Consider the following 25,203-nt stretch of genomic DNA (forward strand, 5'->3'; position numbering starts at 1 on the left):
GTCCATGGCACATCGCTCCGTTATTCCGTTTGGCCCGCAGCACCCGGTGCTGCCCGAGCCGCTTCATCTGGACCTGGTGATCGAAGACGACCGCGTCATCGAGGCAATTCCGCAGATCGGCTTTGTGCACCGCGGACTCGAGAAGCTCACCGAAAAGCGCGATATGCATCAGTTTGGCTACATCGCCGAGCGCATCTGCGGCATCTGCGCCGTGGGCCATAGCTGCGGCTACGCCAGCGCCTGCGAGCGTATGCTCGGCATCGAGGTGCCTGGTCGCGTGCAGTATATCCGCACCATTCTGCACGAGCTTTCGCGCATCCACTCGCATCTGCTGTGGCTGGGCCTGCTCGCCGACGCCTTTGGTTTTGAGGCGCTGTTCTATCGGTCGTGGACCCTGCGCGAGCAGATTCTCAAGATCTTTGAGAGCACGTGCGGCGGGCGCGTGATTCTGTCGATTAACGAGATCGGCGGCCTTAAGCACGATATCGAGGACTCCGAGCTGGCGGGCATTGTCCAGACACTCGATGCCATGCGTCCCGACTACGAGGCCCTGGTGCATACGTTTTTGGACGACGACAGCTGCGGCGAGCGTCTGCATGGCGTGGGCGTGATCAGCAAGAAGGACGCGCTGGAGCTTTCGATGGTCGGCCCGTTTGGGCGCGCCTCGGGCGTGGACTACGACGTGCGCATGTTTGGCGACGGTGCCTATGCGGACCTGGCTGCGTTTGAGCCGGTTGTCGCTACCGATGGCGACTGCTATGCCCGCTGCCAGGTGCGTTGCGCCGAGGTCACGCAGGCTATGGACATCATCAAGGAGCTTGTGGGCAAGATTCCGCACGACGGTATCGGTGGGCGTACCAAGCTCACGCCGGCCGACGGCGCGCGCGGCGAGGTTGTGATTGAGCAGCCGCGCGGCGAGGCGTATTACTATGTGCGCGGCAACGGCACCAAGAACTTGGACCGTTTTCGCGTGCGCACGCCGACGTCGCAAAATCTGGCGGGTCTGACGCATGCGCTGCAGGGCGTGCTCATTGCCAACGTGCCCATGATTATCCTGACCATCGACCCCTGCATTAGCTGCACGGAAAGGTAGGCGCGGCATGAGTTTGCTGACATTTGCCAAGACGGCCTTGGGTTCTATGGTCAAGCAGCCGGTAACGGTGTGCTATCCGCAGGAGAAGCTCGCGGCACCCGAGCGCCTGCGTGGGCACATCGTTAACGACATGGACGTGTGCATTTGCTGCGGCATGTGCGCGCGCCGCTGCCCGGCGGGCGCGCTCGCGGTTGATCGCAAGGGAGGAACGTGGTCGATTGACCCGTATGCCTGCGTGGTATGCGGCGAGTGCATCGAGAGCTGCCCCAAACACTGCCTGACTATGGACACCGCCCGCACTCCAGTCGCGGCGGACAAGACTCCCACGGTAGAAACCAAGCCGGAATAGCACTGGGATGGGGCCGGTGGGGCAAAATTGCCCCACCGGCCCCGCGCTTAAACGCGCGGCTGTGCCGCCGCGAACAAAACTATGCCGGATTACTACGATAAATCGCCTACCCCCAACCGCGCCGCATTTGGCAAAATCAAAACCGCAGGTAGACGGCTTGCGGTTTTGCGAAAAAGTCACGCGTGGTCGGGGATCTTATTTTTATCGTAGTAAACCGGCATAGTTTTGAAATGGCGCCATATCGGTGACGGCCCTTGATCCCCCAAGGACGGAGGAAAACGGGCCCTTTTGCCCCGTCCATCTTGAGTCGCACCTATTTTCCTGCGAAAACGCCGTGTCTCAACTTTGGTGAGACATTTGTCTCACGCCCAAAACAGAATCTGGAACATGTGTCACCTGCCCTAATTGTGTCTCATTCCGTAACTTTAGGCTGATGCAAGGTCTGAGACCGCGAGAAGGGAGACGCGATGAGTAAGTACACGAGGGGTCTCTTGGCGGTGATACTGGCCGTAGTGCTGGTGTTGCCGGCTGCAGCATTTGCCATGCTGCCCGAGGCCAACGCCAGGTCCAGCACCGGAATGGACGGACCGACGGCGAGCAAAAAGATAGTCGACCCCGACACTACCGGCCGCTGGCAATACTGGGCGTCGGGCGGCGAGCAGGACCAGACGACACGTTATGTAGGCCGAATCTGGACGGACAAGACGGTCGAGCCCGCAGAGGACGAAAAGTCCGACTTTGTGACAACGCTCTCCACGATGTCTTCGACTTCTGACACAACGTCGCTGGTCACTAAACCGCTCGATATCGTGATGGTGCTTGATGCCTCCGGGTCGATGGATGAGAGCATGGGCGGCAACGATCAGACCAAACGCATCACCGCACTTAAGAACGCTGCCAGTTCCTTTATCGACGCCATTGCCGAGCAGAATGCAAAGATCGATGCTTCCAAGCAGCATCAGGTTGCCATCGTAAAGTTTGCGGGAAGTAGGGCTGATTGGGTCGGCAACGACACGTATTGGGAGTCGGGGTATAGGTACAACTACTCGCAGACCATGAAGAAGCTGACGCCCTGCACGGGCGATGACGCGACGAGCCTTAAGAGTACGGTCAACTCCATCAGTCCTAATGGCGCCACGCGCGCCGACTATGGCTTACAGCTGGCTGATGGGGTATTTTCGTCTGGTCGCGCCGACGCCAAGAAGATCGTTGTCTTCTTCGCTGATGGTTCACCTACGAGTTCTAGTGGATTCCAAGCAAGTGTTGCCGATAGCGCCGTCAAAAGCGCCAAGAGTCTCAAGAATAAAGGTGCCGACATTTATACGATCGGCATCTTTAATGGTGCGAATCCCGTTGCCGATCCTACGAACTACTGGACGAGCAACGAAAACAAGTTCATGCACGCCGTGTCGAGCAACTATCCAAACGCCACGTCCTACACAACCAATGAGCTTGGTAAGCGCACGGAGAATTCCGATTTCTACAAGGCTGCGTCGAACGCCGATGAGCTCAAGAAGGTGTTTGATGATATCTCGAGCTCTATCACCTCGGGCAAGGGCTCTCCCACTCAGATCGAGGATGGTTACGACGAGAGCAAGTCCGGCTACATCACCTTTAGTGATGAGCTGGGCGACTTTATGCAGGTCGATACGTTTGTCAGCGCTCAGATTAATGGCGTCCCCTTTGATGAAGTGACCAAGACAACCAAGGGCAATACGGACACGTACGAGTTTTCGGGCGTGGCCAAGGACCTGGTCATCACCGTCGAGCGCTCTGCCAATGCGCAGCAGGGCGATATCGTGACGGTCAAGATTCCCGCATCACTGATTCCGCTGATCCGCTATCACGTGGACATGGAAAACGGGATCTTTGAGCGCACGTCGCTCAATGACATCAAGCCTATTCAGATTAAATACACCTCGAGCGTCAAGGACGCCGCGCGTAACAACCTGTTTACGCCCGATGACGGACTCAAGAAGTATATCGAGAAACATAAGGGTGCCGACAACCAGACGGTCTACTTCCTGGCCAACAAGTACTCGGGCGGCGAGCTGGGCGATGTTGTCGCCGAGTTTGAGCCCGCCGATACCAACAGCTACTATTACTTCCAAAAAATCACGCCTATCTACACGGACAAGGAATGCACCCAGCGCGCGACGGTAAAGCCGCAGGGCAACGACGTCTATTACTACAAGGACGAGTTTGTGGCGATGGGCGCAAACGGCAAGCCGAAGGACGACTATGCCGTTGTGGAGTTTGAGGGGCACGAGATCGCCAGCTACGACGGCGCTCTGGTCAAAGATGACGGCTATTGGTCCTTTAATAAGGGAACCGCGCGCTTGGCCTATATCGACCAGCTGCATACCACCAAGGACGATGTGGAGGCGAACGGCAACAAGACCGAGACCGCGCGCGACGTGCTTAACCCCAGGTGGAATGACCTTTCCTCCGTTGCGACTTCCACGCACGTGCATTCGCACCTGGGCAACAACGGCAAGATTATCTTTAGCCTTGCAACCAAGCCGACAGCGGTTGATACCAAGACTGACTTTGGTCTGACCAAGGTGCTCGAGGGCCGCAAGTGGGCGGATACGGATGCGTTTGAGTTTGAGCTCTCCGCGACGTCCGACAACAATGCCCCGATGCCCGACCCCGCGACCGTAACTGTGACCAATGCCGATCTCGACAAGGGCAAGGCAGCCATTAACTTTGGCAAGATTACTTATGCCGAGCCGGGCGAGTACACCTATGAGGTCCGCGAGGTCAAGGGCGACGCCGGTGGCATTACCTACAGCAAGAACGTTGCCACGTTCAAGGTGACTGTGACGGTTAACGCCAAGGGCGAGCTTAAGGCCGACGTTGAAAAGATCTCGGGCGAGACCGAGTTCAAGAACACCTATAGCGTGAAGCCTGTCGAGGACCAGATCACCGCGACCAAGGTCCTGACCGGGCGCGACCTCAAGGAGGGCGAGTTCTCCTTCGAGCTCGTCGAGGGTAACAAGGTCGTCGCCAAGGGCACTAACGCTGCCGACGGCACGATTGCCATGGACAAAATCACTTACGATAAGCCTGGCAATCACACCTACACGCTGCGCGAGAAGCTCCCCAACGAGGCGGGGCTGAGCAACGGGATTACGTACGATAAGACGAACTACACCATCAAGACGAGCGTCATCGACAACGGCGACGGCACGCTTAAGGTGACCCATGCGCTCGAGGGCACCAAGCCGGCACGCTTTGAGAACAAGTACAACACTGCCCCGAATAAGTCCAGCGTCACCGACCAGATCACCGCGACCAAGACCCTGACAGGCCGCGACCTCAAGGAAGGCGAGTTCTCCTTCGAGCTCGTCGAGGGTAACAAGGTCGTCGCCAGGGGCACCAATGCGGCCGACGGCAAGATCACGATGGACAAGATCACCTACACTGCGGCTGGCGAGCACACCTACATGCTGCGCGAGACCAAGGTCGACGCCGACAACGGTATCACCTACAGCACCGCGGCCTACACCATCGTGACCACCGTCACCGATGATGGCAATGGCAAGCTCACGGTTAAGCATGAGCTGCAGGACGTCGAGAAGGCTATCTTCGAGAATGCTTACAGCGTTACTCCCGTGAACTCCAGTGTCACCGATCAGATCACCGCGACCAAGTTCCTGACCGGGCGTGACATGACCGCCGGCGAGTTCTCCTTCGAGCTCGTCGAGGACGGCAAGGTCGTCGCCACCGGCAAGAACGATGCCGACGGCAAGATCGTCATGGACAAAATCACCTACGACAAGGCCGGCGAGCATACCTATATCCTGCGTGAGGCCAAGGGCGCCGAAGGCAACGGCATCGCCTACGACGATAAGACCTATACCGTCGTGACTACGATCACCGATAACGGCAAGGGCAAGCTCGTGGCGAAGCACGAGCTGAAGGATGCCAAGACTGCTGAGTTCGAGAATTCCTACAAGCCGAACCCCGGCGAATTTAGCGTCACCGACCAGATCACCGCGACCAAGGTCCTGACCGGGCGCGACCTCAAGGACGGCGAGTTCTCCTTCCAGCTCGTCGAGGGCGACAAGGTCGTCGCCACCGGCAAGAACGCCGCCGACGGCACGATTACGATGAGCCCCGTGAAGTACGAAAAGGCCGGAACGCACACCTACACGCTGCGCGAGGTCAACGGTGGAACCACTAGCAAGGGCATTACCTACAGTGACGCCAAGTTCACCATCGAGACGACCATCACCGATAACGGCGACGGCACGCTCAGCGCCCAGCATGTTCTGAAGAACGCCGAGGCTGCAATCTTCAAGAACACCTACAGCGTGACCCCGCTCGACACTGAGCTCGACTTTGGCCTGAGCAAGGCCATTGACGGCCGCGACTGGACGGACGCCGATAAGTTCAGCTTTACCATCAGCGCAGCCGAGGGTACGGACGCCCCGCTGCCCGACCCCGCAACCGTGACCGTGAGCAAGAAGGACGCGAAGGACGGCATCGCCGCCATCAACTTCGGCGAGATACGCTACACGGCTGCCGGAACCTACAAGTACGAGATTCGCGAGAACGCGGGCAATGCGGCAGGCATGACGTATGACGGACATGTCGCGACCGCCGAAGTGACCGTGACTGATAACGGCAAGGGCGTCCTGACCGCCAACGTCACCAAGAAGGAAAGCGGCCGCTTCACCAACACGTACCGCACTGAGCTCGATTACGCCGCGGCCGGCGGCCTTAAGCTCAGCAAGACCCTCTCCGGCCGTCCCATGACTGAGGGCCAGTTTAGCTTTACCGTGACGCCCGCCGACGAGGCTTCGGCTGGCGCACTTGGCCTGCTGCCTGGGGCCAACACTTTCAAATCCCCTGCGACGGCAGAGGCAACGGTCGGTCTGATTGACATTCTGGCGGGCCATGAGGTCAAGTTTAAGCAGGCTGACGCCGGCAAGACCTTCAAATACACCGTGGCCGAGAAGAACGACGGCAAGCCCGGCTACACCTACGACGATGCCGCGCGCACCGTGACGATCGCTATCGCCGACGATGGTGCCGGCACGCTTACCGCTACGACGACCGTTTCCGGCGGCCCTGAGGGCACGCATGAGACGATCTACAAGAGCGGCGAGAACAAGGTTGAGAGCGCTGTGGTCCCGTTCAAAAACAGCTATAGCGCATTGACCGATAAGCCTGCGCAGATTGTCGCCACCAAGACCCTGACCGGTCGCCCGATGGTCGACGGCGAGTTCTACTTTGGCATCGCCTATGCGGGCGAGACGGAAGCCATCGAGGGTACGTGCGTTACCAACGTTAACGGCCAAGTGAGTTTTGGTGCTCTGCATTACACGACCGAGATGCTCGCCGACCTGGTAAGCGCCAAACGCGCCATCCGCACCGACACGGATGCCAAGCTTGCGTGGACCATCAACTACACGGCCTTCGAGTACACGTCTCCGCTCGCAGCAAAGGGCATCACGGCCGCAACGCCGAGCTTTAGCTTTAAGGTCATCGTCGTCGACAACGGTGACGGGACCCTGACGGCGACGCCCGCCTACGACGGAATTCAGCCCTTGTTCGAGAACGTCTACGGCGCCGAGGCCGCAGATGCCGCACTCGCCGGCACCAAGAAGCTCCAGGCTGCCGAGGGCCTGACCCCGGCCGATATCACGGGCAAGTTCACCTTCACCGTGACTGCCGACGAGGCCGGCGCTCCGATGCCCGAGCGCACGATCGCAACCAACGACGCGGCCGGCAACGTGGACTTTGGCAAGATCCACTTTACGCTCGAGGACCTCAACCGCGCCCTGGGCGTGACGGACGATGCGACCGATAAGGCCGAGGCAGACGAAGCTGACGAGGCCGAGGCCGACGAGGCAGAGGCTGAAGAGGCCGACGCCGACGCTGATGCCAACGCCGACGAGCCCAGCGACGAGTCCGAGCCCGCGGCTCCCATCGCTCCGCGCTCGCACACCTTTACCTACACGGTGACCGAGTCCGGTAGCGCCCCTGGCGTGACTAACGACGCCAACACCGCGCGCAAGGTTTCCTACACAGTGACTGACGACCGTGCCGGACACCTGAGTGTCGTGCGCAACGGCGACGACGGTGCGGCCTTCACATTCACCAACACCTACAGCGTGACGCCCACCGATTCGTCCGTGACCGATCAGGTCAAGACGGTCAAGCGTCTGACCGGACGCGACCTTGCAGCTGGCGAGTTCACGTTTGACCTGCTCGAGGACGGCGTGACTGTCGCTAGTGGCACCAACGACGCCAGCGGCAACGTTACGCTGAGCCCGATCCGCTACGAGGCGCCCGGCACGCACACGTACACGCTGCGCGAGGCTTGCCCCAACGCGCTCGGCCTGTACAAGGGCGTCACCTATGACGGTACGACCTACACCGTCGTGACCACCGTCTCCGACAATGGCGACGGCACGCTGACCGCGACGCACAAGCTCGAGGGAACCACCGAGTCGGCTGGCTTTACCAACAAGTATCACGCCATGCCCACGCAGGTTTCCATCGGCGCCATCAAGGTGCTCGAGGGACGCGAGCTCAAGAAGGACGAGTTTAGCTTTAAGCTCGTTGGCGAGGACATCGAGTCCACCGTCACCAACGATGCCGACGGCAAGATCAACTTCGACAAGTTTGAGTACGACGCGCCTGGTGCGTACGTCTACACCATCAGCGAGGTCAAGGGCGACGAGGCCGGTATGACCTACGACAAGTCCGTCTTTACCGCGACGGTCAACGTGGTCGATGACGGCGAGGGCAACCTCAAGGCGAGCGTCGCCTTTACCAAGGGCGACAAGAGTGTCGAGGGCATCGTGTTCAACAACATGTACAAGAAGCCCGAGACGCCTAAGCCGGCGCCCGATCCTGGCACGCCCAAGACCGTGACGAATATCGTCAAGACGGTTACGCGCTACCTGCCCACCACGGGCGACCAGCAGGCCGCTGCACTGCTCATGGCATTTGTCATCGCCATGACCGGCGTCGGAGCCTTGGTCTGGGGTATCCGTAAGCGCTAGGCACGATGACAGCGCCCGGGGCCAAAAGGCCCCGGGCCGCTGGCGGAAAGCCAAAATGTAGCCCCCACCCCACCCCCAGCCGCCACGGAGGTATCTCCCTCCTCCGTGGCGGCGCTTTTGTGCGTAGGCGAGAAGGGCTTGGCACGAAACCGGCCCATCTACTACGTTTAGTCCCTTACCCCCAAGCATGCCAAAAAACGCGAACACAAAACCGCAGGTAGAACGCCTGCGATTTTGTTCAAAACGAAGGCATGGTCAGGGGTATCGAGCCAAACGTAGTAGATGGGCCGATTTCGTGGTTGGCACCGCCAGATGATCCCCCGGGGACGGAGGAAAACGGATCGTTTTTGGCCCCACGCGGCTGGTGGGTGCGTTCGTGCAGGACCGTTCAAACAGAACCATGCCGTTTTCGGGGCTAAACTCAGGACTCCCATCCATACCCGCGTTTTCTGCAAAATGACGGCTCGTCTACCTGCGGTTTTATTTTCACGAATATCGGCATGGTTGGGGACTCGTGACTCAGCCCCGGAAACCGGCATAGTTTTGAAATGGCATTAAATCGGTGGCAGCCATTTTGCTATGTCGGAGCGGTTGATCCTCGGGCAACTACCCTCGCAGGTAGGCGATGGCGATCTGCGTGCGGTTGCGCAGGCCCATTTTGGCTAGGATCGAGCTGATGTGGTTGCGCACGGTGCCTTCGCCCATATAGGCGGTGGCAGCGATCTCCTTGTTGTCGAGGCCGCGGGCGATGAGCTCGGCGACTTCGAACTCGCGGTCGGTCAGGCCGGCAAAGGCCGCGGGCCGGCGGGTCGCGCCGGCCTCGTCGTCCGCCCCATCAAAATCGATGTCCTCGATCGCCTTGCCCTCGAGCACGCGTTTACCGTCCATGACCTGCGCCAACGCTGGCGGGATGACGGCGACATCGGTTTTAATCAGGTAGCCGCGGGCGCCCAGCTTGAGCGCCGACACAATGTACTCGTCATCCGAGAACGTCGTCAGAAATACCACGCGCGCCGCAGGGTCGCGCTCAAGGATCTCGCGCGCGGCCGAAAGGCCGTCGCGTCCCGGCATCTGGATGTCGAGCAGCGCGATGTCGGGCGCGTGCTCGGCGCAGAGCGCGACCGCGTCGTCGCCATTGGCGCCGGTGCCCACTACCTCGATCTGCGGCTGGGCGCCCAGGATAATCTTGAGCGAATCGACCACCAAGCGGTCGTCGTCGACAACAATGAGCCTCATCGGGCCTCATCTCCTTGCTGTTTGGGAACGGTGGCAAACACACGCCAGCCGCCGGCGCCGGCGCGCGGGCCGGCGGCGAAAGTGCCGCCAAGCGCCTCGACGCGCTCGCGCATGGAGCCGAGCCCCATGCCCTCCGCGGCGCCGCGGCCGCTTGCTTGGACCCCGCCCGTGCCATCATCGGTGACGATGAGCTGGTAAAACGACGGATGCTCCATGCACCGTACGGCGACGGTCTGGGCGCAAGCATGGCGCATGGTGTTGGAGAGCGCCTCGCGCAGGACCGCCGCAAAGCAGTTGGCGACGTTTGCGGGCGCATGTTCAGCCATAACTTCAAGCTCAATCTGCGGACCGCCGTCCGAGCGCGCGCCTTCAACAATGCGTTCGAGCTGCACGGAAAGGTCGACGGCGTTGTCGTTGAGCGCGTGGACGCTGGTGCGCACAAGCTGGAGCGCCTCGTCAACCGTGTGCTTGACGTCGGCGAAATCGGCGGCGACGCCGGGCTCGTCGGCGTGGACCACGCGCAGGGCTTCGGCCTGCAGTGAGGCGCGCGTGAGCTGGTGCCCGACGTTATCGTGAATCTCGCGCGCGATGCGGGCACGCTCGTCGAGCGTCGCGAGTTCGACCTCGTAGTCCTGTCGATCGGCAAGGTCGCGGTTGCGCGCTTCGAGCGCGAGGGCTCGTTCCTGCAGTTCGTCGCGGATGCGGCGCATACGCTGCTGCTCGCGCTCCAGCTGGGCGGTACGTAGCGATAGCAAGGTGGCGGCAACCGAAAGGATGGCGGTCAGCAGGAGCGTTCGGGCGGTGAGCGCGTCGGTGCGAAGGTCCGCGACGAGCGCAAAGACAAAGGCGATGCCAATGCCCAGCGCGACCCAGGCGTGCTCACGGCGCACCCGCCGCGCGATGTCATAGAGGGCGAGAGGCGCAAACGGCACAAACGGCGGCACGAAGACAGCCGCGATGATGTAAGCGTAACTCGCGGCCTCGCTGGCGCGACGGGCGCGCTCTCCCTGCGCGAGCTCGGCCAGCGAGGTGGTAATAACGCCAAGGCAAAACGCCGCGACCAGGCGAGCGTCGACAGCAAGGCCCATGGCGGCTGCGATGCAGCACGCTAGCACGATCGATTTGTCGAAAAGCCTGTTCATATGGGTATTGTACGCGAAGCTGCGCGTGGTGGAGGGGCCGCCTGCGCAACCGTGACATTCCTCCCGCGCGGCAAAGCGGCGTCGATCGCTCGCGCGAGCGGGGGTTTTGCCTCCGCCCCCTCGCACTCGTGACAAAGCTCACTGGCGCGCGCCGGCGGGTCCTGCGATGATGCAATCGTACCGGGCCGTAATCAACAGAAGGGCCGCCTCATGACAGACATTGTCCACGTCGAAAACCTCGTCAAGCGCTACGACGACCTTATCGCGCTCGACCACTTTAACCTGAACATCGCCCCCGGCGAGATCTTTGGCCTGCTGGGCCCCAACGGCTCGGGCAAAACCACGTCCATCAACTGTATTCTGCAGCTGCTTGCCTACGACAAAGGCACCATCGAGCTGTTCGGCGAGCCCATGACGCCCGCCCGCTACGACCTCAAGCGCCGCTTGGGCGTGGTGCCGCAGCAGGTGGCAGTGTTTGACGAGCTCACGGTGCGCGAGAACATCGACTATTTCTGCAGTCTTTACGTCAACGACCGCAAGCGCCGCCGCGCGCTGGTGGACGAGGCGATCGACTTTGTCGGCCTGGGCGACTTTACCAAGTTCCGCCCCGGCAAGCTCTCGGGTGGCCTGGCGCGCCGTCTCAACATTGCCTGCGGCATCGCGCACAAGCCCGAGCTCATCTTTTTTGACGAGCCCACGGTGGCGGTCGACCCACAGAGCCGCAACGCCATCCTGGAGGGCATCTGCCGCCTGCGCGACGAGGGCGCCACGGTGGTGTATACCAGCCATTACATGGAGGAAGTCGAGCAGATTTGCAGCCGCATCATGATCATGGACGGCGGCCGCGTGCTAGCGCAGGGCACCAACGACGAGCTCAAGCGCATGATTCAGATGGGCGAGAAGATCGTAATTGAGGTCGGTGAGGTTTCGAGTGCGGCGCTCGGTGCCGTTGCGAGCCTGCCGCACGTCCTGGACCTTGCGGCAACCGCGGGGCAGCTCACGTTTTCGTGCGAGGCGAGCCCACATAACCTCACGGATATCCTCGATGTGCTTCGCTCGCACGGCGTGGCGCTCGGTCGTATCTATTCCGAACCTCCCACCCTCAATGACGTATTCCTCGAGATCACCGGCCGCGAGCTGCGCGACTAGGGGGTGGCCATGTTCAACACCATCACCACCACGCTCAAGACGCTATTGCGTCGACCGAGTACATGGGTCTGGGGCGCGATCTTTCCCATTGCACTTTCAACGATGTTCATGTTTATGTTCGCGAACCTGAGCTCTGACGGAAAGGTCGACCCGGTGCCGGTTGCCGTCGTGACGGACGAGGCCTGGGATGCCTCGACCTTTAAGGACGTGGCAGCTTCGCTTGCCAAGGCAGGCGACGATCAGCTGCTCGATGTGAGCGAGTACGAAGACTTGGCTGTCGCGCGCAAAGCACTCAAGGCCGGCGAGGTCGCGGGCATCTATACGGTTGATGCCGCGGGCACGCCCAGGCTCACGCTGCTGTCGAGTTACGACAGCTCGCGCGCCTCGTCGGTGCTCACCGACCGCAGCATCCTTGAAACGGCGGCAAGCTCGTATACGCAAAATGCCGAGCTCATGTCCCAGATTGCCCAGGACAACCCGGCGGCGCTCGCCGATCCGGCGGCGGTTGCGCGCGCCCTGTCGCTCGAGGGCGGAACCCGCCGCGTGAGCCTGACTCGTGCCACGCCCGATGGCACGGTCATCTACTATTACGCGCTTTTTGGCCTGGTCGCGATGATGTCTGCCGAGTTTGCCGCCTTGAGCGTCGTCGATTTGCAGCCCAATCTGTCCGGCCTCGGCGCGCGCCGCTGCGTGGGCGGTCTTTCCAAGACGGCGTCGCTGGCCGGCATTTTTGTCGGCTCGTGGCTGGTTTCCTTTGCATCGATGGCGGTTGCGATCGGCTACGTGCGCCTGGTCGTGGGCGTCGACTTTGGCGGGCGCGAGGGGTTGTGCCTGCTGGGCGGGGCTGCATCCGCGCTTGCCGCCACGGGCCTGGGGCTTTTTGTGGGCACGCTTCCCGTTAAGGGCGGCAAGGCATCCAAGTCGGGCATCCTCACGGGCTTTGCCACCACGTGCGCCCTGTTCGCCGGCCTCTACGGCGAGCCGGCGATGGCGCTTGCCGACGACGTCGCCCGCGCTTGTCCGGTCGAGTGCTGGCTCAACCCCGTCAAGCTCATCTGCGACATGTTCAATCGCCTGTATTTCTTTGAGGACCTGGGGCCCTTCGCTGTTCGCGCCGGCGCGCTCGTCCTGATGGCCCTGGTGTTTGTCGCCGCCGCTACGCTGATCTTTGGAAGGAGCCGCTATGAGCACCTTTAAGACCGCGCTTCGCATGGCGCTGGCGCACCCGTTCTACCTGCTCATCTATACGGTGTTCATCTCGCTCATGGGCGTATTCATCGCGGCTTCGGTGAGCTGGAACTCGTCGCAGCTTACCGAGTACAAGCCCTACGACACCAACGTGATCGTGGTCGACCGCGACGATAGCGACCTTTCGCGGGCGCTTACCAAGCACCTGGGCTCACGCTTTGACCTGGTCACGGGCGTCGGCGACGACACATACGACCTTGCTGACGCGCTCTCCAAGAGCAACAGCGCCAAAGGCAGCGCCGGCTGCGTGTTCTTTATCCCGGAGGGGTTTGAGGACGATCTTGTTGCAGCCGCCCGCGCGGGGGAGTCCCTGCCCAAGCTCGATGTGACCTACGGTGCCGGCACCATGGCGGCGGCGCTTTCGTCTGCCGAGGCCTCGCGGTGGATCTCGCTCGCGGGCGCTGCGGCCGCACTAGAGCCCGCTGCCTCCAACGGCGACGTCGCAAGGGCCGCCGAGCACGCGGCCGCAAAGCGCGCGGAGGTCCAGATCGAGCAGGTCAAGGTCGACTCGACTGCTGCTACCACGCTCGAGTCGTACTTCAACTTTGGCGCGTACGCGATCATCTCGTCGGTCATCGTGTCGGTGGGACTGGTGTTCTCGGGCATGAACGAGCCCGAGCGCGTGCGCCGCATGGATGCCAGCCCGGTCTCTGAGCGCCAGCGTTCGCTCGCTGTGTTCGCGGCCGCCGCCGTGCTCACCGTCTGCATCTGGCTCGTGTCGAGCATGATGGGCGTCGTGGGCTTTGCCAGCGCGGTTGCCGAGGTCGGCGTGGGTCGCGTGTGCCTGGCGCTGGCGGCAACGTTTGCCCTGGCGTGCACGCCGCTGGCCGTTGGCTTTACGCTGTCGAGCCTGGGCGCGCGCGAGGAGCTGCTCAACGGTGTGGGCAACCTGCTCGGCATGCTCATGACGTTTTTGGGCGGCGCCTGGATGCCGCTGTCGCTCATGGGCTCGGCCGTGCAGACGGTGGCGCACTTTGTGCCGACGTATTGGGTGAACGACGCGATCGGCAAGGCGCTCGCTTCGGACCTGACGTCTGCCGTGCTGGGCGACATCGCCTGCGACCTGGGCGTCACGGTGCTCTTCGCCGCTGCCATCGCCGCCGTAGGCCTAGCCCTCGCCCACAACAAATCCCACGCCTAGCCACCTAGTCATTGGGGACAGTCTTTGCCGATTCGCCGGCAGGGCTGGCAGGGATTGTCCCAATATGTCGGCACTTGGGGACCACTCATTGGGGACAGACTTAAATGATCGATTTCACTCATTTAAGTCTGTCCCCAATGAGTAGGTTGGAAAATAGTTCGCGCACGTCGCTTAAAAATAGTTCACCTGGGTTTACTATTAGCCTAGAAAAGTGGCAGAAGGCTAACAACGGGGGATAGCATGGCGACAAAGCAAGCGTATGTCCAGGTCAAAGGGCTCAAGAAACACTATGGCGACGGTGATGCGCGCCTGACGGTACTCGATGGCATCGACACGTCCATCAACCGCGGCGAGATCTGCGTCATGCTGGGGCCCTCGGGCTCGGGCAAGTCGACCTTTCTCAACCTGATCGGCGGCCTGGAGGATGCCGACGGCGGCTCCATCATGGTGGACGGCTGCGATCTCACGGCGCTCAAGCCCGCCGATCTGGGCGAGTACCGACGCCGCGAGCTGGGCTTTGTCTTCCAGTTCTACAACCTGGTGCCCGACCTTACCATCAAGGAAAACATCGAGGTCACGGCGCACCTGTCCAAAAAACCGCTCGACGTCGACGATCTGCTGCGTTCGCTGGGCCTCTACGAGCACCGCAACAAGTTTCCGCGCCAGGTCTCGGGCGGCCAGCAGCAGCGCTGCGCCATCGGCCGTGCGCTCGTCAAAAATCCGGGCCTGCTGCTGTGCGACGAGCCCACGGGCGCGCTCGACTACAAGACATCCAAGGAAATCCTGCAGCTCATGGAGGACGTCAACCGCACCTACGGCTGCACCATCATCATCGTCACCCACAACGCCGCCATCGCGCGCATGGCCAATCGCGTGCTGCGCCTGCGCGACGGGCGCATCGTCGAGGACGAGCTCAGCGAGTCGCCCGTCGCGGCCGCCGAGCTCGATTGGTAGGCGGCGCCATGACACCTTTCGCAAAACGACTCCCGCGCGAGCTGCGCCGCAATATCGGCAAGTACCTGGGCATCTTTTTGCTTATGTGCGGAAGCATCGCCCTCACGTCGGGCTTTTTGCTCGCGGCGCATTCCATCGGCTGCCTCATTGACGACATGCGCGATGCGTACACGATCGAGGACGGCCGCGTGACTACCTCCTTCGAGGCCACCAAAGATCAGCTCAAGGCTGCCGAAGACGCGGCTGAGGACGTCGGCGGCGTTACGTTCTACAAGAACTTCTCTATCGACGCCATCATCAAAAAGGCGGCTGGCGACGACGGCACCAAGCGCACCCTGCGCACCTACGCGCATCGCACCAAGGTTGACATTGCGTCCTACTGCGAAGGCAGGCAGCCCAAGACGGACGATGAGGTGGCAATCGACCGTGTCTTCGCCACCAACAACGACCTCGCCGTGGGCGATAAGGTCGAGCTTGAGGGCCGCACCTACACCATCTGCGGCATCATGACCCAGCCCGATAGCCAGGCGCTGTTCCTCAACAATTCGGACTTTACGGTGAACACCATCACCTATGGTGTGGCCGAGGTCACCGACGCCGGCTTTGCCGCGCTCGAGGATGCCGGTGGTGCACCTGCCTACACCTACTCCTTTGCCTTTACCGATCGCGACCTCCCCACCGCGGATCGCATCGATGCGGAGCAGGATATGGTCGAGGCGCTGACCGATGCCGATGCGCGCGTGGACGATCTGATCGATGCCGATTCCAACCAGGGCATTGGCTATGCGCGCGACGACGTGGACGGCGACTCCATGATGTGGATGACGCTGCTCGACATTATCATCGTGATCATGGCGTTTGTCTTTGTGGTCCTTACCGACGCCGCCATCGAGGAGGAGAGCGCCATCATCGGCACGCTGCTCGCCAGCGGCTATCGTCGACGCGAGATCGTGCTGCACTACCTGGCACTTCCCGCCATCGTGGGCGTGGTCGCGGCGCTTTTGGGCACTGCGCTCGGCATTGTGTTCTTTACCGAGCCCATGCGCAGTCTCTATTACGGTTCGTACAGCCTGCCGCCCTTCCAGGTGTACTGGAGCTGGGAGATCTTTGTGAAGTGCGCCGTGGTTCCCGCCGCCGCGCTCATCCTCATCACGCTGGTGGGCCTGCTTCGCAAAATGGGCAAGACGCCGTTGCAGTTCCTTCGTCACGAGGCGAGCGGCAAATCGGGCACCAAGCGCGGCCTGCAGCTGCCGGAGCGCATGGGCTTTGTCTCGCGCTTCCGCCTGCGCGTCTTCCTGCGCAACCTGGGCAACTTCGCCACGCTCTTCGTGGGCATCGCGTTTGGGTCGCTGCTTTTGCTCTTTGGTCTGGCGATCCTGCCCACGATGACGCACTATGCGGACAACCTCGAGACGAGCCTGGTCGCCGAGCATCAGTACACACTCAAGGCGCCGCTGGAGCTCGAGGGCACTGCCGAGGAGCGCGAGCAGTGGTCGGCACTCGAGCGCTTGCAGTCGGTTGACGGCGCGCTGCTTTCTGCCGCCCAGGATGCCGATGACGAGCTTGACGGCGCGGCCGATGCGGCGCAGACGGCAGCCGATGCCGCGACCGCATCTCCGTCTGCCGAGAGCCTGACCGCAGCGCAGGATGCGCTTGCCAAGGTCCAGGACAAGAAGGATGCGCTCTACGCGCGCCTTGACGATCTTGCCGACGCCCTCGGCTGCAACCGCGATGAGGCCATCGATCTGATCGACAAGGCCTCTAAGATCGACACTGACAACGACGATATCCACCCGGTCAATACGACCGACAACGGCGCGGGCGCAATCGAGCAGGCCGAGAAATATGCCGTTTACCAGCTGCAATACGACCGCGGCGATGGTAATGGCGAGGAGACGATTTCCGTCTACGGCATTTCATCTCATTCGCGCTATTGGAAAGACCTCAACGTCGGCGACGGGCGCGTCGTCTTTGGCGGCGGTCTGCTCGATAAGTTTGGCTGGAGCGAGGGCCAGAAGGTCGAGCTTCGCGACAAGTACGAGGCTCGGGATTATTCTCTTAAGTACGCGGGCAAGGACTGTGCCTGGGGCTCCAAGTCGGACATGAATATCTATATGAGTATCGATGACTTTAACGAGCTGTTCGACAACGATGCCGCCTACTTTAACGGCTATGTGAGCGACGAGAAGCTCGACCTCGACGCGCGCTACTTTGCCGGCGACACCACGCCCGACGACATGCGCGCCGTGGGCGACCAGTTCATCGGCATGATGAGCAAAATGATCGGCATGATGGTCGGGCTCGCGGTGTTTATCTTCCTGCTGTTTATGTACCTGCTGACCAAGGCGGTGATCGACCACAGCGCCCGTTCGATTAGCTATATGAAAGTCTTTGGCTATCGAGATAGCGAGATCTCGCATCTGTACATCCGCTCGATCACGCTGTGCGTGGCGGCGTCGCTCGTGCTGAGCCTGCCGGTCATTATTGGCTCGCTCACGGCCATCTTCCGCTCGATGCTGCTCGCCTACAACGGCAATATCGAGATCTACGTGCCCGCTTGGTCCATGGCTGCATGCGTCGGCATTGGCTTTGCGACCTACCTGGTCGTGGCGCTGCTACACACGCGCTCTATCAAGCGCGTGAGCTTGGCCGAAGCCCTCAAGGTGCAGGAGTAGCAATTGGGGACGCTCTTAAACGACTAGTCGTTGGGGACAGTCTTTGCCGATTCGCCGGCCGGGCGGTAAGCACTCATTTAAGTCCGTCCCCAATGAGTGGTTTCAGTCATTTAAGTCTGTCCCCAATGAGTGGCTGTGCTTGACTTCGACCCTACTTTAACGGGTACCATCCTCTATGTCTGTAACGCCATATAGACCGAGGGGATATATCTATGACCGCAACTGCACCCGCTGCACCCGCCAAGGTGTACTTCACCAACCTGCGCACGCATGCTCGCGAGAGCCAGCTCGACAAACTCAAGCGCCTCATCCGCCGCGCCGGCATTGAGCAGATCGACTTTGAGAACAAGTTCGTCGCCATTAAGATTCACTTTGGCGAGCTGGGCAATCTGAGCTTTTTGCGCCCCAACTACGCCCGCGCCGTTGCAGACGTCGTGAAGGAGCTGGGCGGCAAACCCTTTCTCACCGACTGCAACACGCTCTATGTCGGCAGCCGCAAAAACGCGCTCGAGCACATTGACACCGCTTATCAGAACGGCTTTACCCCGTATGCTACGGGTTGCCAGATCATCATCGCCGACGGCCTCAAGGGCACCGACGAGGCGCTCGTTCCGGTCGAGGGCGGCGAGTACGTGCGCGAGGCAAAGATCGGCCAGGCACTCATGGACGCCGACATCGTGATTAGCCTCACCCACTTTAAGGGCCATGAGCAGGCCGGCTTTGGCGGTGCCATGAAGAACCTGGGTATGGGCGGCGGTAGCCGTGCCGGCAAGATGGAGCAGCACGCCGCTGGCAAGCCGAGCGTCGATACCACCAACTGCGTTGGCTGCCGTGCCTGCGAGAAGATATGCGCGCACAGCGCCATCACGTTTGACGGTACGCGTGAGCGCGAGCTTGCCAACGGCAGCACTCGCACGGTTCACGTGGCTGCCATCGACCACGATCGCTGCGTGGGCTGCGGACGCTGCATTGCGGCGTGCAACCAGGACTGCATCAAGCCCGACTATGATGCCGCGGCCGACGTACTCAACTACAAGATCGCTGAGTACACCAAGGCCATCGTCGACGGCCGCCCGAGCTTCCACATCTCGCTCGCCATGGACATCAGCCCCAACTGCGATTGCCATCCCGAAAACGACACGCCTATCGTCAACGATATCGGCATGTTCGCGAGCTTCGACCCGGTCGCCATCGACCAGGCCTGCGCCGATGCCGTCATGGCATCCGAGCCGCTGCCTAACACCGAGCTTACCGACAGCGCGGCCAAGATGGAGCATAACCACGAGCATTTGGAGGGCGAGCAGGCGCGCGACCCCTTCTGCATCACGCATCCCGACACCGACTGGCGCGCGTGCATCGCGCATGCCGAGAAGATCGGCCTGGGCACGAGCAAGTACGAGCTCATCGAGGTCAAGTAGCACCTAGCTATTGGACAAAACAAGCGCATTCGTGGCGCAATTCAAGCAAAAACCGCCCGCGAGCACAGCGCTCGCGGGCGGTTTTCCGGAAGTATGCGGCAAATTTCGAGACCGCCGAGCACACGACTTTTTTTGGCAACAAAACCCCTGATAAATTGTTGATAAAACTGCGGTTTGGTCGGCAGTTCCAGATTTTGCCGCATACTTTCGAAAATAGGGGTCAGATAAAGCCCCGGACGTTGCTTTTTGCCTAAAAATTCTTTCCGAGGAAGTCGTCGACCGTGTTCCAGTAGAGCTCGGGGTCAACTTGCGCACTCTTGGCGTGGGTGGCGCCATGAATGGTGAGCTTTTGCTTGACCTTGCTGGCGCACGCGTCGTAGTTTTGGTCGAGCATGTCGTACGGCACAAAGGTGTCCTGGTCGCCGTGGATGAACAACATGGGAACCGTCGCGTGTTTGAGTTGTTCCACACTGCTCGCCTTATGAAAGTCGTAGCCCGCGCGCACGTTGCACACCAAGTTTGCTACATCGAGCAAGGGAAAGCTGGGCAGGCCGAACACGTCCTTGAGCTGCAGAGAAAACTCGTCCCAAACACTCGTATAGCCACAGTCCTCGATAATGCATTTCACGTTTGCGGGCAGAGATTCCCCCGCGACGTCCATGGCGGTTGCTGCGCCCATCGACTCGCCAAAGACCAGGATGCGCGCCTCGGGGTCAGCCTGAACGATCCGCCCAATCCATGCAACGACATCGAGCCGCTCGGGCCAGCCCATGCCGATATAGTCGCCGCCGGAGCGCTCGTGGGCACGGGCGGCAGGCGCGAGCACGTTCATGCCGCGGTCATGGAATCGTTTGGCGTATCGGGCCATACCGATGGGCTCATCGGTGTATCCGTGTAGGCAGATAGCGTAATTGTGCGTGCTCTCTGGGGCGGCAAAATACCAAGCGGCAAGTTCGGTTCCGTCATCTGCGGTGAGGCTACTGCTCTCGCGGTTCTCTTTAAACCATGCCCGTGCCTCGGTTCCCTCGGCATCCGGCTGCTCACTTTCCTTGCCGTCCTTGCCGTCCTGCATCATCTTCATGGTGTATGGAGCGCGGGGATTCAGCGCGAAGTCAAACAGAAAGTTGCCGGCAAATCCGAGCAGCGCAACGACAGCCACCAGTGCAACGATGCCGGCTATCTTGAGCTTTCGATGGGAATGTGCGTTTTGAGCCATGCGGTATTCTCCTATAAGATGTTAATACATCAACATTTAAACCAAGCGCATTATGGATGTTCGCCGTTGATGCGTCAACAGGCAAAGAATGGGTAAACAAAGGGTCACGTATGGTGCAAATTTCGCACGTACCCAGACGCTTTGATATAGTGTTGAGAACTCTTTACGTTGGAGGATGTAACCGGCATGTCCGATTCGAGCGACAGTTCCAAGCCGCGACCCAAGACCGCGGCCGTTCCACACTACACGGTGGGCGAGGAGATCATGAACTCCGTCACCCATGGTGTCGGCTGCCTGCTGGGTATCGCGGGCCTGGTGCTCCTGATCGTATTCGCTGCCCTGCGCGGCGGAGGCCCGGCCCACATGGCCGCGGCGATTGTCTATGGTGTCAGTATCATCCTCGAATACTTGGCCTCCACGCTCTATCACGCGATTCAGCCCGCTCGCGCCAAGCGCGTGTTTCGCATCATCGACCACAGCTGCATTTACCTGCTCATAGCCGGCAGCTATACCCCGTTTTGCCTCATCACGCTCGCAAACGACGGCGGCCCTGCGCTGTTCTTTGCCGTGTGGGCCATCGCCATCATCGGCATCGCACTCGAGTGCTTTTTGCGCGAGCGTCAGCCGCACTGGGTAAGCGGCCTGGTCTACCTGCTGATGGGCTGGCTCGTCGTCTTTAAGCTGCCCGAGCTCGTGTCGCTGCTCAACCCCGTGGCGCTTGCCCTGCTCGCCGTCGGCGGCGTGTGCTATACCGTGGGCGTGCCGTTCTATATCGCCAAAAACGTGCGCTATCTGCACAGTGTTTTCCACTTGTGGGTGCTCGCCGGCAGCATCTTCCAGTTCATGGCGGTGATCCTCTTCGTAATCTAGCGACCGCGCCCACGGCCCCGCTCGCACGGGCGACCGGCGCAACTGCCTTATCCGCTACGTACGTCTCCTGCCAACGTCCCGAATCTTGGAGGTTCGAGAAACTCCCGATGGACATAACCATCTCCCTTATTACCACGCTCGTTCTGACGCTTATCAACGGCTACTTCTCTATGTCCGAGATGGCTCTCACCACGGCTAAGCGCGCCGTGTTGGAACACGATGCCGAGGAGGGCGATAAGCGCGCCGAGCGCGCCGTTCAGCTTGCCGCCGATTCCGACCAACTGCTCGCCACCATCCAGGTCGCCATCACGCTCGTGGGCTTCGCCTCGTCCGCCGTCGCCTCGACGAGCCTGTCCGACCCGCTCGCCACGTGGCTCATGAGCTTTGGCATCGCGCCGCTTTCCGCCATCGCGCGCGGCCTGGCGCCGGTCATCATCACCGTCGCCGTCGCCTTTGTGTCCATCGTGATTGGCGAGCTTGTGCCCAAGCGCATCGGCCTTGCTAACGCCGAGGGCGTATCCAAGCAGGTCGTGGGACCGCTCTCCGTGTTCCAAAAGATCGCCCGCCCGCTCGTGTGGCTGACCGGTGCCTGCTCCGACGGCCTGGCCCGCATCCTGCGTATCAAGAGTGCCGATGACCGCCAGAACGTCTCGGAGGAAGAAATCAAGTACATGGTCTCGGAGCAGGACGACCTGCTCGACGAGGAAAAGCGCATGATCCACGAGATCTTCGACCTGGGCGACACCGTTGCCCGCGAGGTCATGGTGCCGCGCGTGGACACCACCATGTGCGAGGACGACGAGACGGTCGCCGACGTGCTGTCCACCATGCGCCAGACCGGCTTCAGCCGCATCCCTGTCTATCACGAGGATCCCGACAACGTCGCGGGCATCGCGCACATCAAGGACCTGATCCAGCCCGCGCTCGACGGCAAGGGCGACCAGCCCATCGCTGGCTTTTTGCGCGATGCCACCTTTGTGCCCGACACCAAGGACATCCTGCCGCTGCTGTCCGAGATGCAGACCTCGCACGACCAGATTGTGGTCGTCGTGGACGAGTACGGCGGCACGGCCGGCATCATCACCATCGAGGACATCGTCGAGGAGATCGTGGGCGAGATTGAGGACGAGTTCGACCCCGACAACAAGTACCTCACGCGCCTCTCGCGCCGTGAGTGGCTCGTCGATGGGCGTTTTTCGTGCGATGACGCGATTGAGCTTGGTTGGCCGCTCGAGGAAAGCGATGATTATGAGACCATCGCCGGCTGGATCTTGGAGCTTTGCGACTCGGTGCCCGACATCGGAGAGGTGTTTGAGGTCGCGGGGTACAAGTTCAAGGTACAGTCGATGCGTGGCCAGCGTATCTCGCTCATTCGCGTGATCGCTCCGGCCGAAACCGATAAGAAGGATTCCGAGTCCCCGGCAGAGAAGCCGGCGGCGTCGGGTGCGGGCTCTGTGGATCCGCACGATGGCGACGAGTAGGGCAAGGACGAGTAGGGGAGAGTTATGGCAGGCCTGTTCAACATCCTTAAGGTCACCGTCAGCGAGGACAAGATTTGCGCGCACGTGCTGGTGAACCCCGGCATGCCGCTCATGACCTCGGAGGATATCGAGGCCACGGCGCGCGTGTACTACCTGGTGCCCGCGATTGCCAAGCATCTGTGCCTGGGCGATTCGGGTCGCGAGTTCCAGGACTGCATGGGCCAGACCGAGCTTTGCCACCTGCTGGAGCACGTGACGGTCGAGCTCATGAACGAGACCGGTCTTGCCGGCAGCATCTCGTGCGGTCGCACCCGCGTGAGCGAGCATGATGAACGTGTCTTTGAGGTTGAGCTTTCGTGTCCCGACGACGCGTTGGCCATTGGCGCGCTGTCATCGGCGACCTTTATGATGGACTGGGCGTACCTGCACGCTGACCAGCCGGCCCCCGACGTGGAAGGCACGGTCGCTGGCCTGCGCAACCTGGTGCTGGGCATGCGCGCCGAGGCCGAGGGCAAGGACCCGCACGAGGCCGTTGCCGCTGCGAACGGCGAGGACGTGGCCGAGGATGCGCCCGAGGACGACGCTCCTGCCGACGCCGGCGCTGAGCCCGTTGCCGAGGCGCCTGCTGGGCCCGAGTCTGCGGAGCCCCAAGGCGTTCCGAGCTTTGACGACGAGCCGCAGATGCCAATCGATACCGAGGGCGCGGTCGTCGAGAACCACGAGGCCCCCGCGGCCGTCTTTGGCGGTGCGGCAACGGCTCCGTCCGGCTCGGCGCACGAGGGCAGCCTGCCGCTCGTCGATGGCGCCGGCGAAGACCCGGCCGCCACGGTGGCCATGCCGGTTGCGCCTCAGGAGTAGGCTCACTCGCTTATCACCATCATGTACCTGCGCCTTTACCGTACGCAGATGAGCGCGACGGCAAGTGTTGCGCTGCGGGTATAATGGACAGCATTCAAACGGTGGGCATCGAGGTGCCCGCAGGAGAGGAATGATCATGGGAAAGACTTTCAGCTTTGTCTCCGGTGCGCTCTTTGGTGCTGCCGCCGGCGCTATCATCGGCGTTGCTCTGGCCCCGCGCTCGGGTGCCGAGACCCGCGCCATGGCCGCCGATATCGCCAACGATGCCTGGGACAACATGCGTGACACCTACGAGCACAGTGCCGAGGAGGCTCGTGCCGCGGTCAACGACTTTGGTCCGATGGTCGACGCCAAGACCGATGACCTGCGCGCCAAGGTCGACCTGGCCCGCGAGCGCATGGACCAGCTTCGCGAGCAGCTCAACGACGCCATCTCGGGCGGCAACGTGACGCCCGCTGCTGACGTCGTGGTCGAGAACGTCGCTGAGGCCGACGCCGAGGCCACGGAGCCCTCGACCGAGGCATAATGCGCGCAGGGGATTTTGTCGGCGTCAAGGTTTATCGCAAACCTGCCGAAGACAAGCGCACCAAAAAGGACGGCACGCCGCGCAGCCCTAAAAAGCTCGGCAAGATTCACTTTCCCGTCTTTACCCCGGGCGGCACGCGCGTGGTGGGCTTTATGGTCCGCCAGTCCGATATCGCGGGTATGATCGAGCGTCCCGACCGCTTTGTGGCGCTCGATGCCATCGGCGTCTATGAGGGTGCTGTCGCGGTCGACGACGTCAAGGGCACCTACGATGCCGCCGCGGCCAAGCGCCTCGATATCAACCTGGACGATTGCATCATCTGGGTCGGCATGGACGTGCGCACGGAATCGGGCGATGTCGTGGGCTACTGCTCGGACGTTGAGTTCAAGCCGCGCTCGGGTATTGTGCAGATGTTCTACGTGACCGCCGGTGCCGCTTCGAGCGTGCTGGTGGGCGACACGCAGGTGCCGCCGACGATGCTGCGCGGCTACGAGAACGGTGCGATGATTGTCTCGGACGAGGTCAAGGCGCTCGGGTATTCGGGCGGCGCGGCCGCCAAGGCTGCCGAGGCCAGTGTCGTGGTAGGCGATAAGGTCAAGAAGGGCGCCAAGGTGCTCGATGACAAGGGATCGGTCGCCGTGGACAAGGGCAGTCGTGCACTGGGCAAGCAGCTCGGCAGGACGCGCGGTATGTTCAAGGCCTTTAAGGACGAATATCAAAAGGCGAGCGGGGGCTCGTCAAAAGCTAGCAAATAGAGACGTACCAAATGATGGGAGGCGAGCCGGAGACATGTTGCTCCGGCTCGCTGTGTTTATGGGGGAGGGC

General features: G+C 61.4%; 17 protein-coding genes. 14 read left to right on the top strand and 3 right to left on the bottom strand.

Annotated elements, in window-relative coordinates:
* Window positions 1-4 precede the first annotated feature (4 nt).
* From CHY22_RS08410 to CHY22_RS08420, 3 genes are all read left to right on the top strand, one after another.
* Window positions 5-1,093 carry a nickel-dependent hydrogenase large subunit gene (locus CHY22_RS08410; RefSeq protein ID WP_089573466.1) on the top strand — a complete coding sequence of 363 codons (1,089 nt, stop codon included), beginning with the start codon at window positions 5-7 and terminating at the stop codon, window positions 1,091-1,093.
* A 7-nt stretch (window positions 1,094-1,100) separates the two neighbouring features.
* Complete coding sequence (locus tag CHY22_RS08415; protein WP_055251494.1) at window positions 1,101-1,442, top strand: 4Fe-4S dicluster domain-containing protein; 342 nt, start codon at window positions 1,101-1,103, stop codon at window positions 1,440-1,442.
* 467 nt (window positions 1,443-1,909) lie between these two features.
* Entirely contained in the window at window positions 1,910-8,464 is a 6,555-nt protein-coding gene (locus CHY22_RS08420) for an FctA domain-containing protein (protein WP_089573467.1), read from the top strand.
* A 606-nt stretch (window positions 8,465-9,070) separates the two neighbouring features.
* Here the strand turns inward: CHY22_RS08420 and CHY22_RS08425 are convergent.
* Together CHY22_RS08425 and CHY22_RS08430 are read right to left on the bottom strand one after the other, a co-directional pair.
* Window positions 9,071-9,700: a response regulator transcription factor gene (locus CHY22_RS08425; RefSeq protein ID WP_089573468.1), complete on the bottom strand. Its 630-nt coding sequence runs from the start codon at window positions 9,698-9,700 to the stop codon at window positions 9,071-9,073.
* Complete coding sequence (locus CHY22_RS08430) at window positions 9,697-10,842, bottom strand: histidine kinase (protein ID WP_089573469.1); 1,146 nt, start codon at window positions 10,840-10,842, stop codon at window positions 9,697-9,699. Before CHY22_RS08430 ends, CHY22_RS08425 begins: the two co-directional genes overlap by 4 nt.
* 210 nt (window positions 10,843-11,052) lie before the next feature.
* On the opposite strand from CHY22_RS08430, the gene CHY22_RS08435 reads away from it, so the two are divergent.
* The 6 genes from CHY22_RS08435 (at window position 11,053) to CHY22_RS08460 (ending at window position 19,427) form a co-directional block, all read left to right on the top strand.
* Window positions 11,053-11,991 carry an ABC transporter ATP-binding protein gene (locus CHY22_RS08435; RefSeq protein WP_089573470.1) on the top strand — a complete coding sequence of 313 codons (939 nt, stop codon included), beginning with the start codon at window positions 11,053-11,055 and terminating at the stop codon, window positions 11,989-11,991.
* Window positions 11,992-12,000: 9 nt separating this feature from the next.
* A complete protein-coding gene (locus CHY22_RS08440; protein ID WP_089573471.1) occupies window positions 12,001-13,188 on the top strand; it encodes an ABC transporter permease in 1,188 nt (395 codons plus the stop codon).
* On the top strand, window positions 13,175-14,380 hold the full coding sequence (locus CHY22_RS08445) for an ABC transporter permease (RefSeq protein WP_089573472.1): 1,206 nt from the start codon (window positions 13,175-13,177) through the stop codon (window positions 14,378-14,380). The genes CHY22_RS08440 and CHY22_RS08445 overlap by 14 nt, the downstream gene beginning before the upstream one ends.
* Before the next feature lie 240 nt (window positions 14,381-14,620).
* On the top strand, window positions 14,621-15,334 hold the full coding sequence (locus tag CHY22_RS08450; RefSeq protein WP_089573473.1) for an ABC transporter ATP-binding protein: 714 nt from the start codon (window positions 14,621-14,623) through the stop codon (window positions 15,332-15,334).
* 8 nt (window positions 15,335-15,342) lie between these two features.
* Window positions 15,343-18,009 carry an ABC transporter permease gene (locus CHY22_RS08455; RefSeq protein WP_089573474.1) on the top strand — a complete coding sequence of 889 codons (2,667 nt, stop codon included), beginning with the start codon at window positions 15,343-15,345 and terminating at the stop codon, window positions 18,007-18,009.
* A 212-nt stretch (window positions 18,010-18,221) separates the two neighbouring features.
* Window positions 18,222-19,427 carry a DUF362 domain-containing protein gene (locus tag CHY22_RS08460; protein WP_089573475.1) on the top strand — a complete coding sequence of 402 codons (1,206 nt, stop codon included), beginning with the start codon at window positions 18,222-18,224 and terminating at the stop codon, window positions 19,425-19,427.
* A gap of 250 nt (window positions 19,428-19,677) precedes the next feature.
* On the opposite strand, the gene CHY22_RS08465 is transcribed toward CHY22_RS08460, so the two are convergent.
* On the bottom strand, window positions 19,678-20,643 hold the full coding sequence (locus CHY22_RS08465) for an alpha/beta hydrolase (RefSeq protein ID WP_089573476.1): 966 nt from the start codon (window positions 20,641-20,643) through the stop codon (window positions 19,678-19,680).
* 186 nt (window positions 20,644-20,829) lie between these two features.
* Here CHY22_RS08465 and CHY22_RS08470 point away from each other — a divergent pair, with 186 nt between their 5' ends.
* The 5 genes from CHY22_RS08470 (at window position 20,830) to CHY22_RS08490 (ending at window position 25,133) form a co-directional block, all read left to right on the top strand.
* Entirely contained in the window at window positions 20,830-21,513 is a 684-nt protein-coding gene (locus CHY22_RS08470) for a hemolysin III family protein (RefSeq protein WP_199408783.1), read from the top strand.
* Between the two features lie 107 nt (window positions 21,514-21,620).
* On the top strand, window positions 21,621-22,994 hold the full coding sequence (locus CHY22_RS08475; RefSeq protein ID WP_089573477.1) for a hemolysin family protein: 1,374 nt from the start codon (window positions 21,621-21,623) through the stop codon (window positions 22,992-22,994).
* A 24-nt stretch (window positions 22,995-23,018) separates the two neighbouring features.
* The gene (locus CHY22_RS10215) at window positions 23,019-23,852 is read left to right on the top strand and encodes a hypothetical protein (RefSeq protein ID WP_221696333.1); all 834 of its coding nucleotides are present in this window, start codon (window positions 23,019-23,021) and stop codon (window positions 23,850-23,852) included.
* A 136-nt stretch (window positions 23,853-23,988) separates the two neighbouring features.
* Complete coding sequence (locus CHY22_RS08485; protein WP_089573484.1) at window positions 23,989-24,378, top strand: YtxH domain-containing protein; 390 nt, start codon at window positions 23,989-23,991, stop codon at window positions 24,376-24,378.
* Window positions 24,378-25,133 (top strand): hypothetical protein, encoded by a 756-nt coding sequence (locus tag CHY22_RS08490; protein ID WP_089573478.1) that lies wholly within the window; start codon window positions 24,378-24,380, stop codon window positions 25,131-25,133. Before CHY22_RS08485 ends, CHY22_RS08490 begins: the two co-directional genes overlap by 1 nt.
* Window positions 25,134-25,203: the final 70 nt, after the last annotated feature.

It is taken from the genome of Collinsella sp. TF06-26, from assembly GCF_002232035.1.
GTDB lineage: Bacteria > Actinomycetota > Coriobacteriia > Coriobacteriales > Coriobacteriaceae > Collinsella.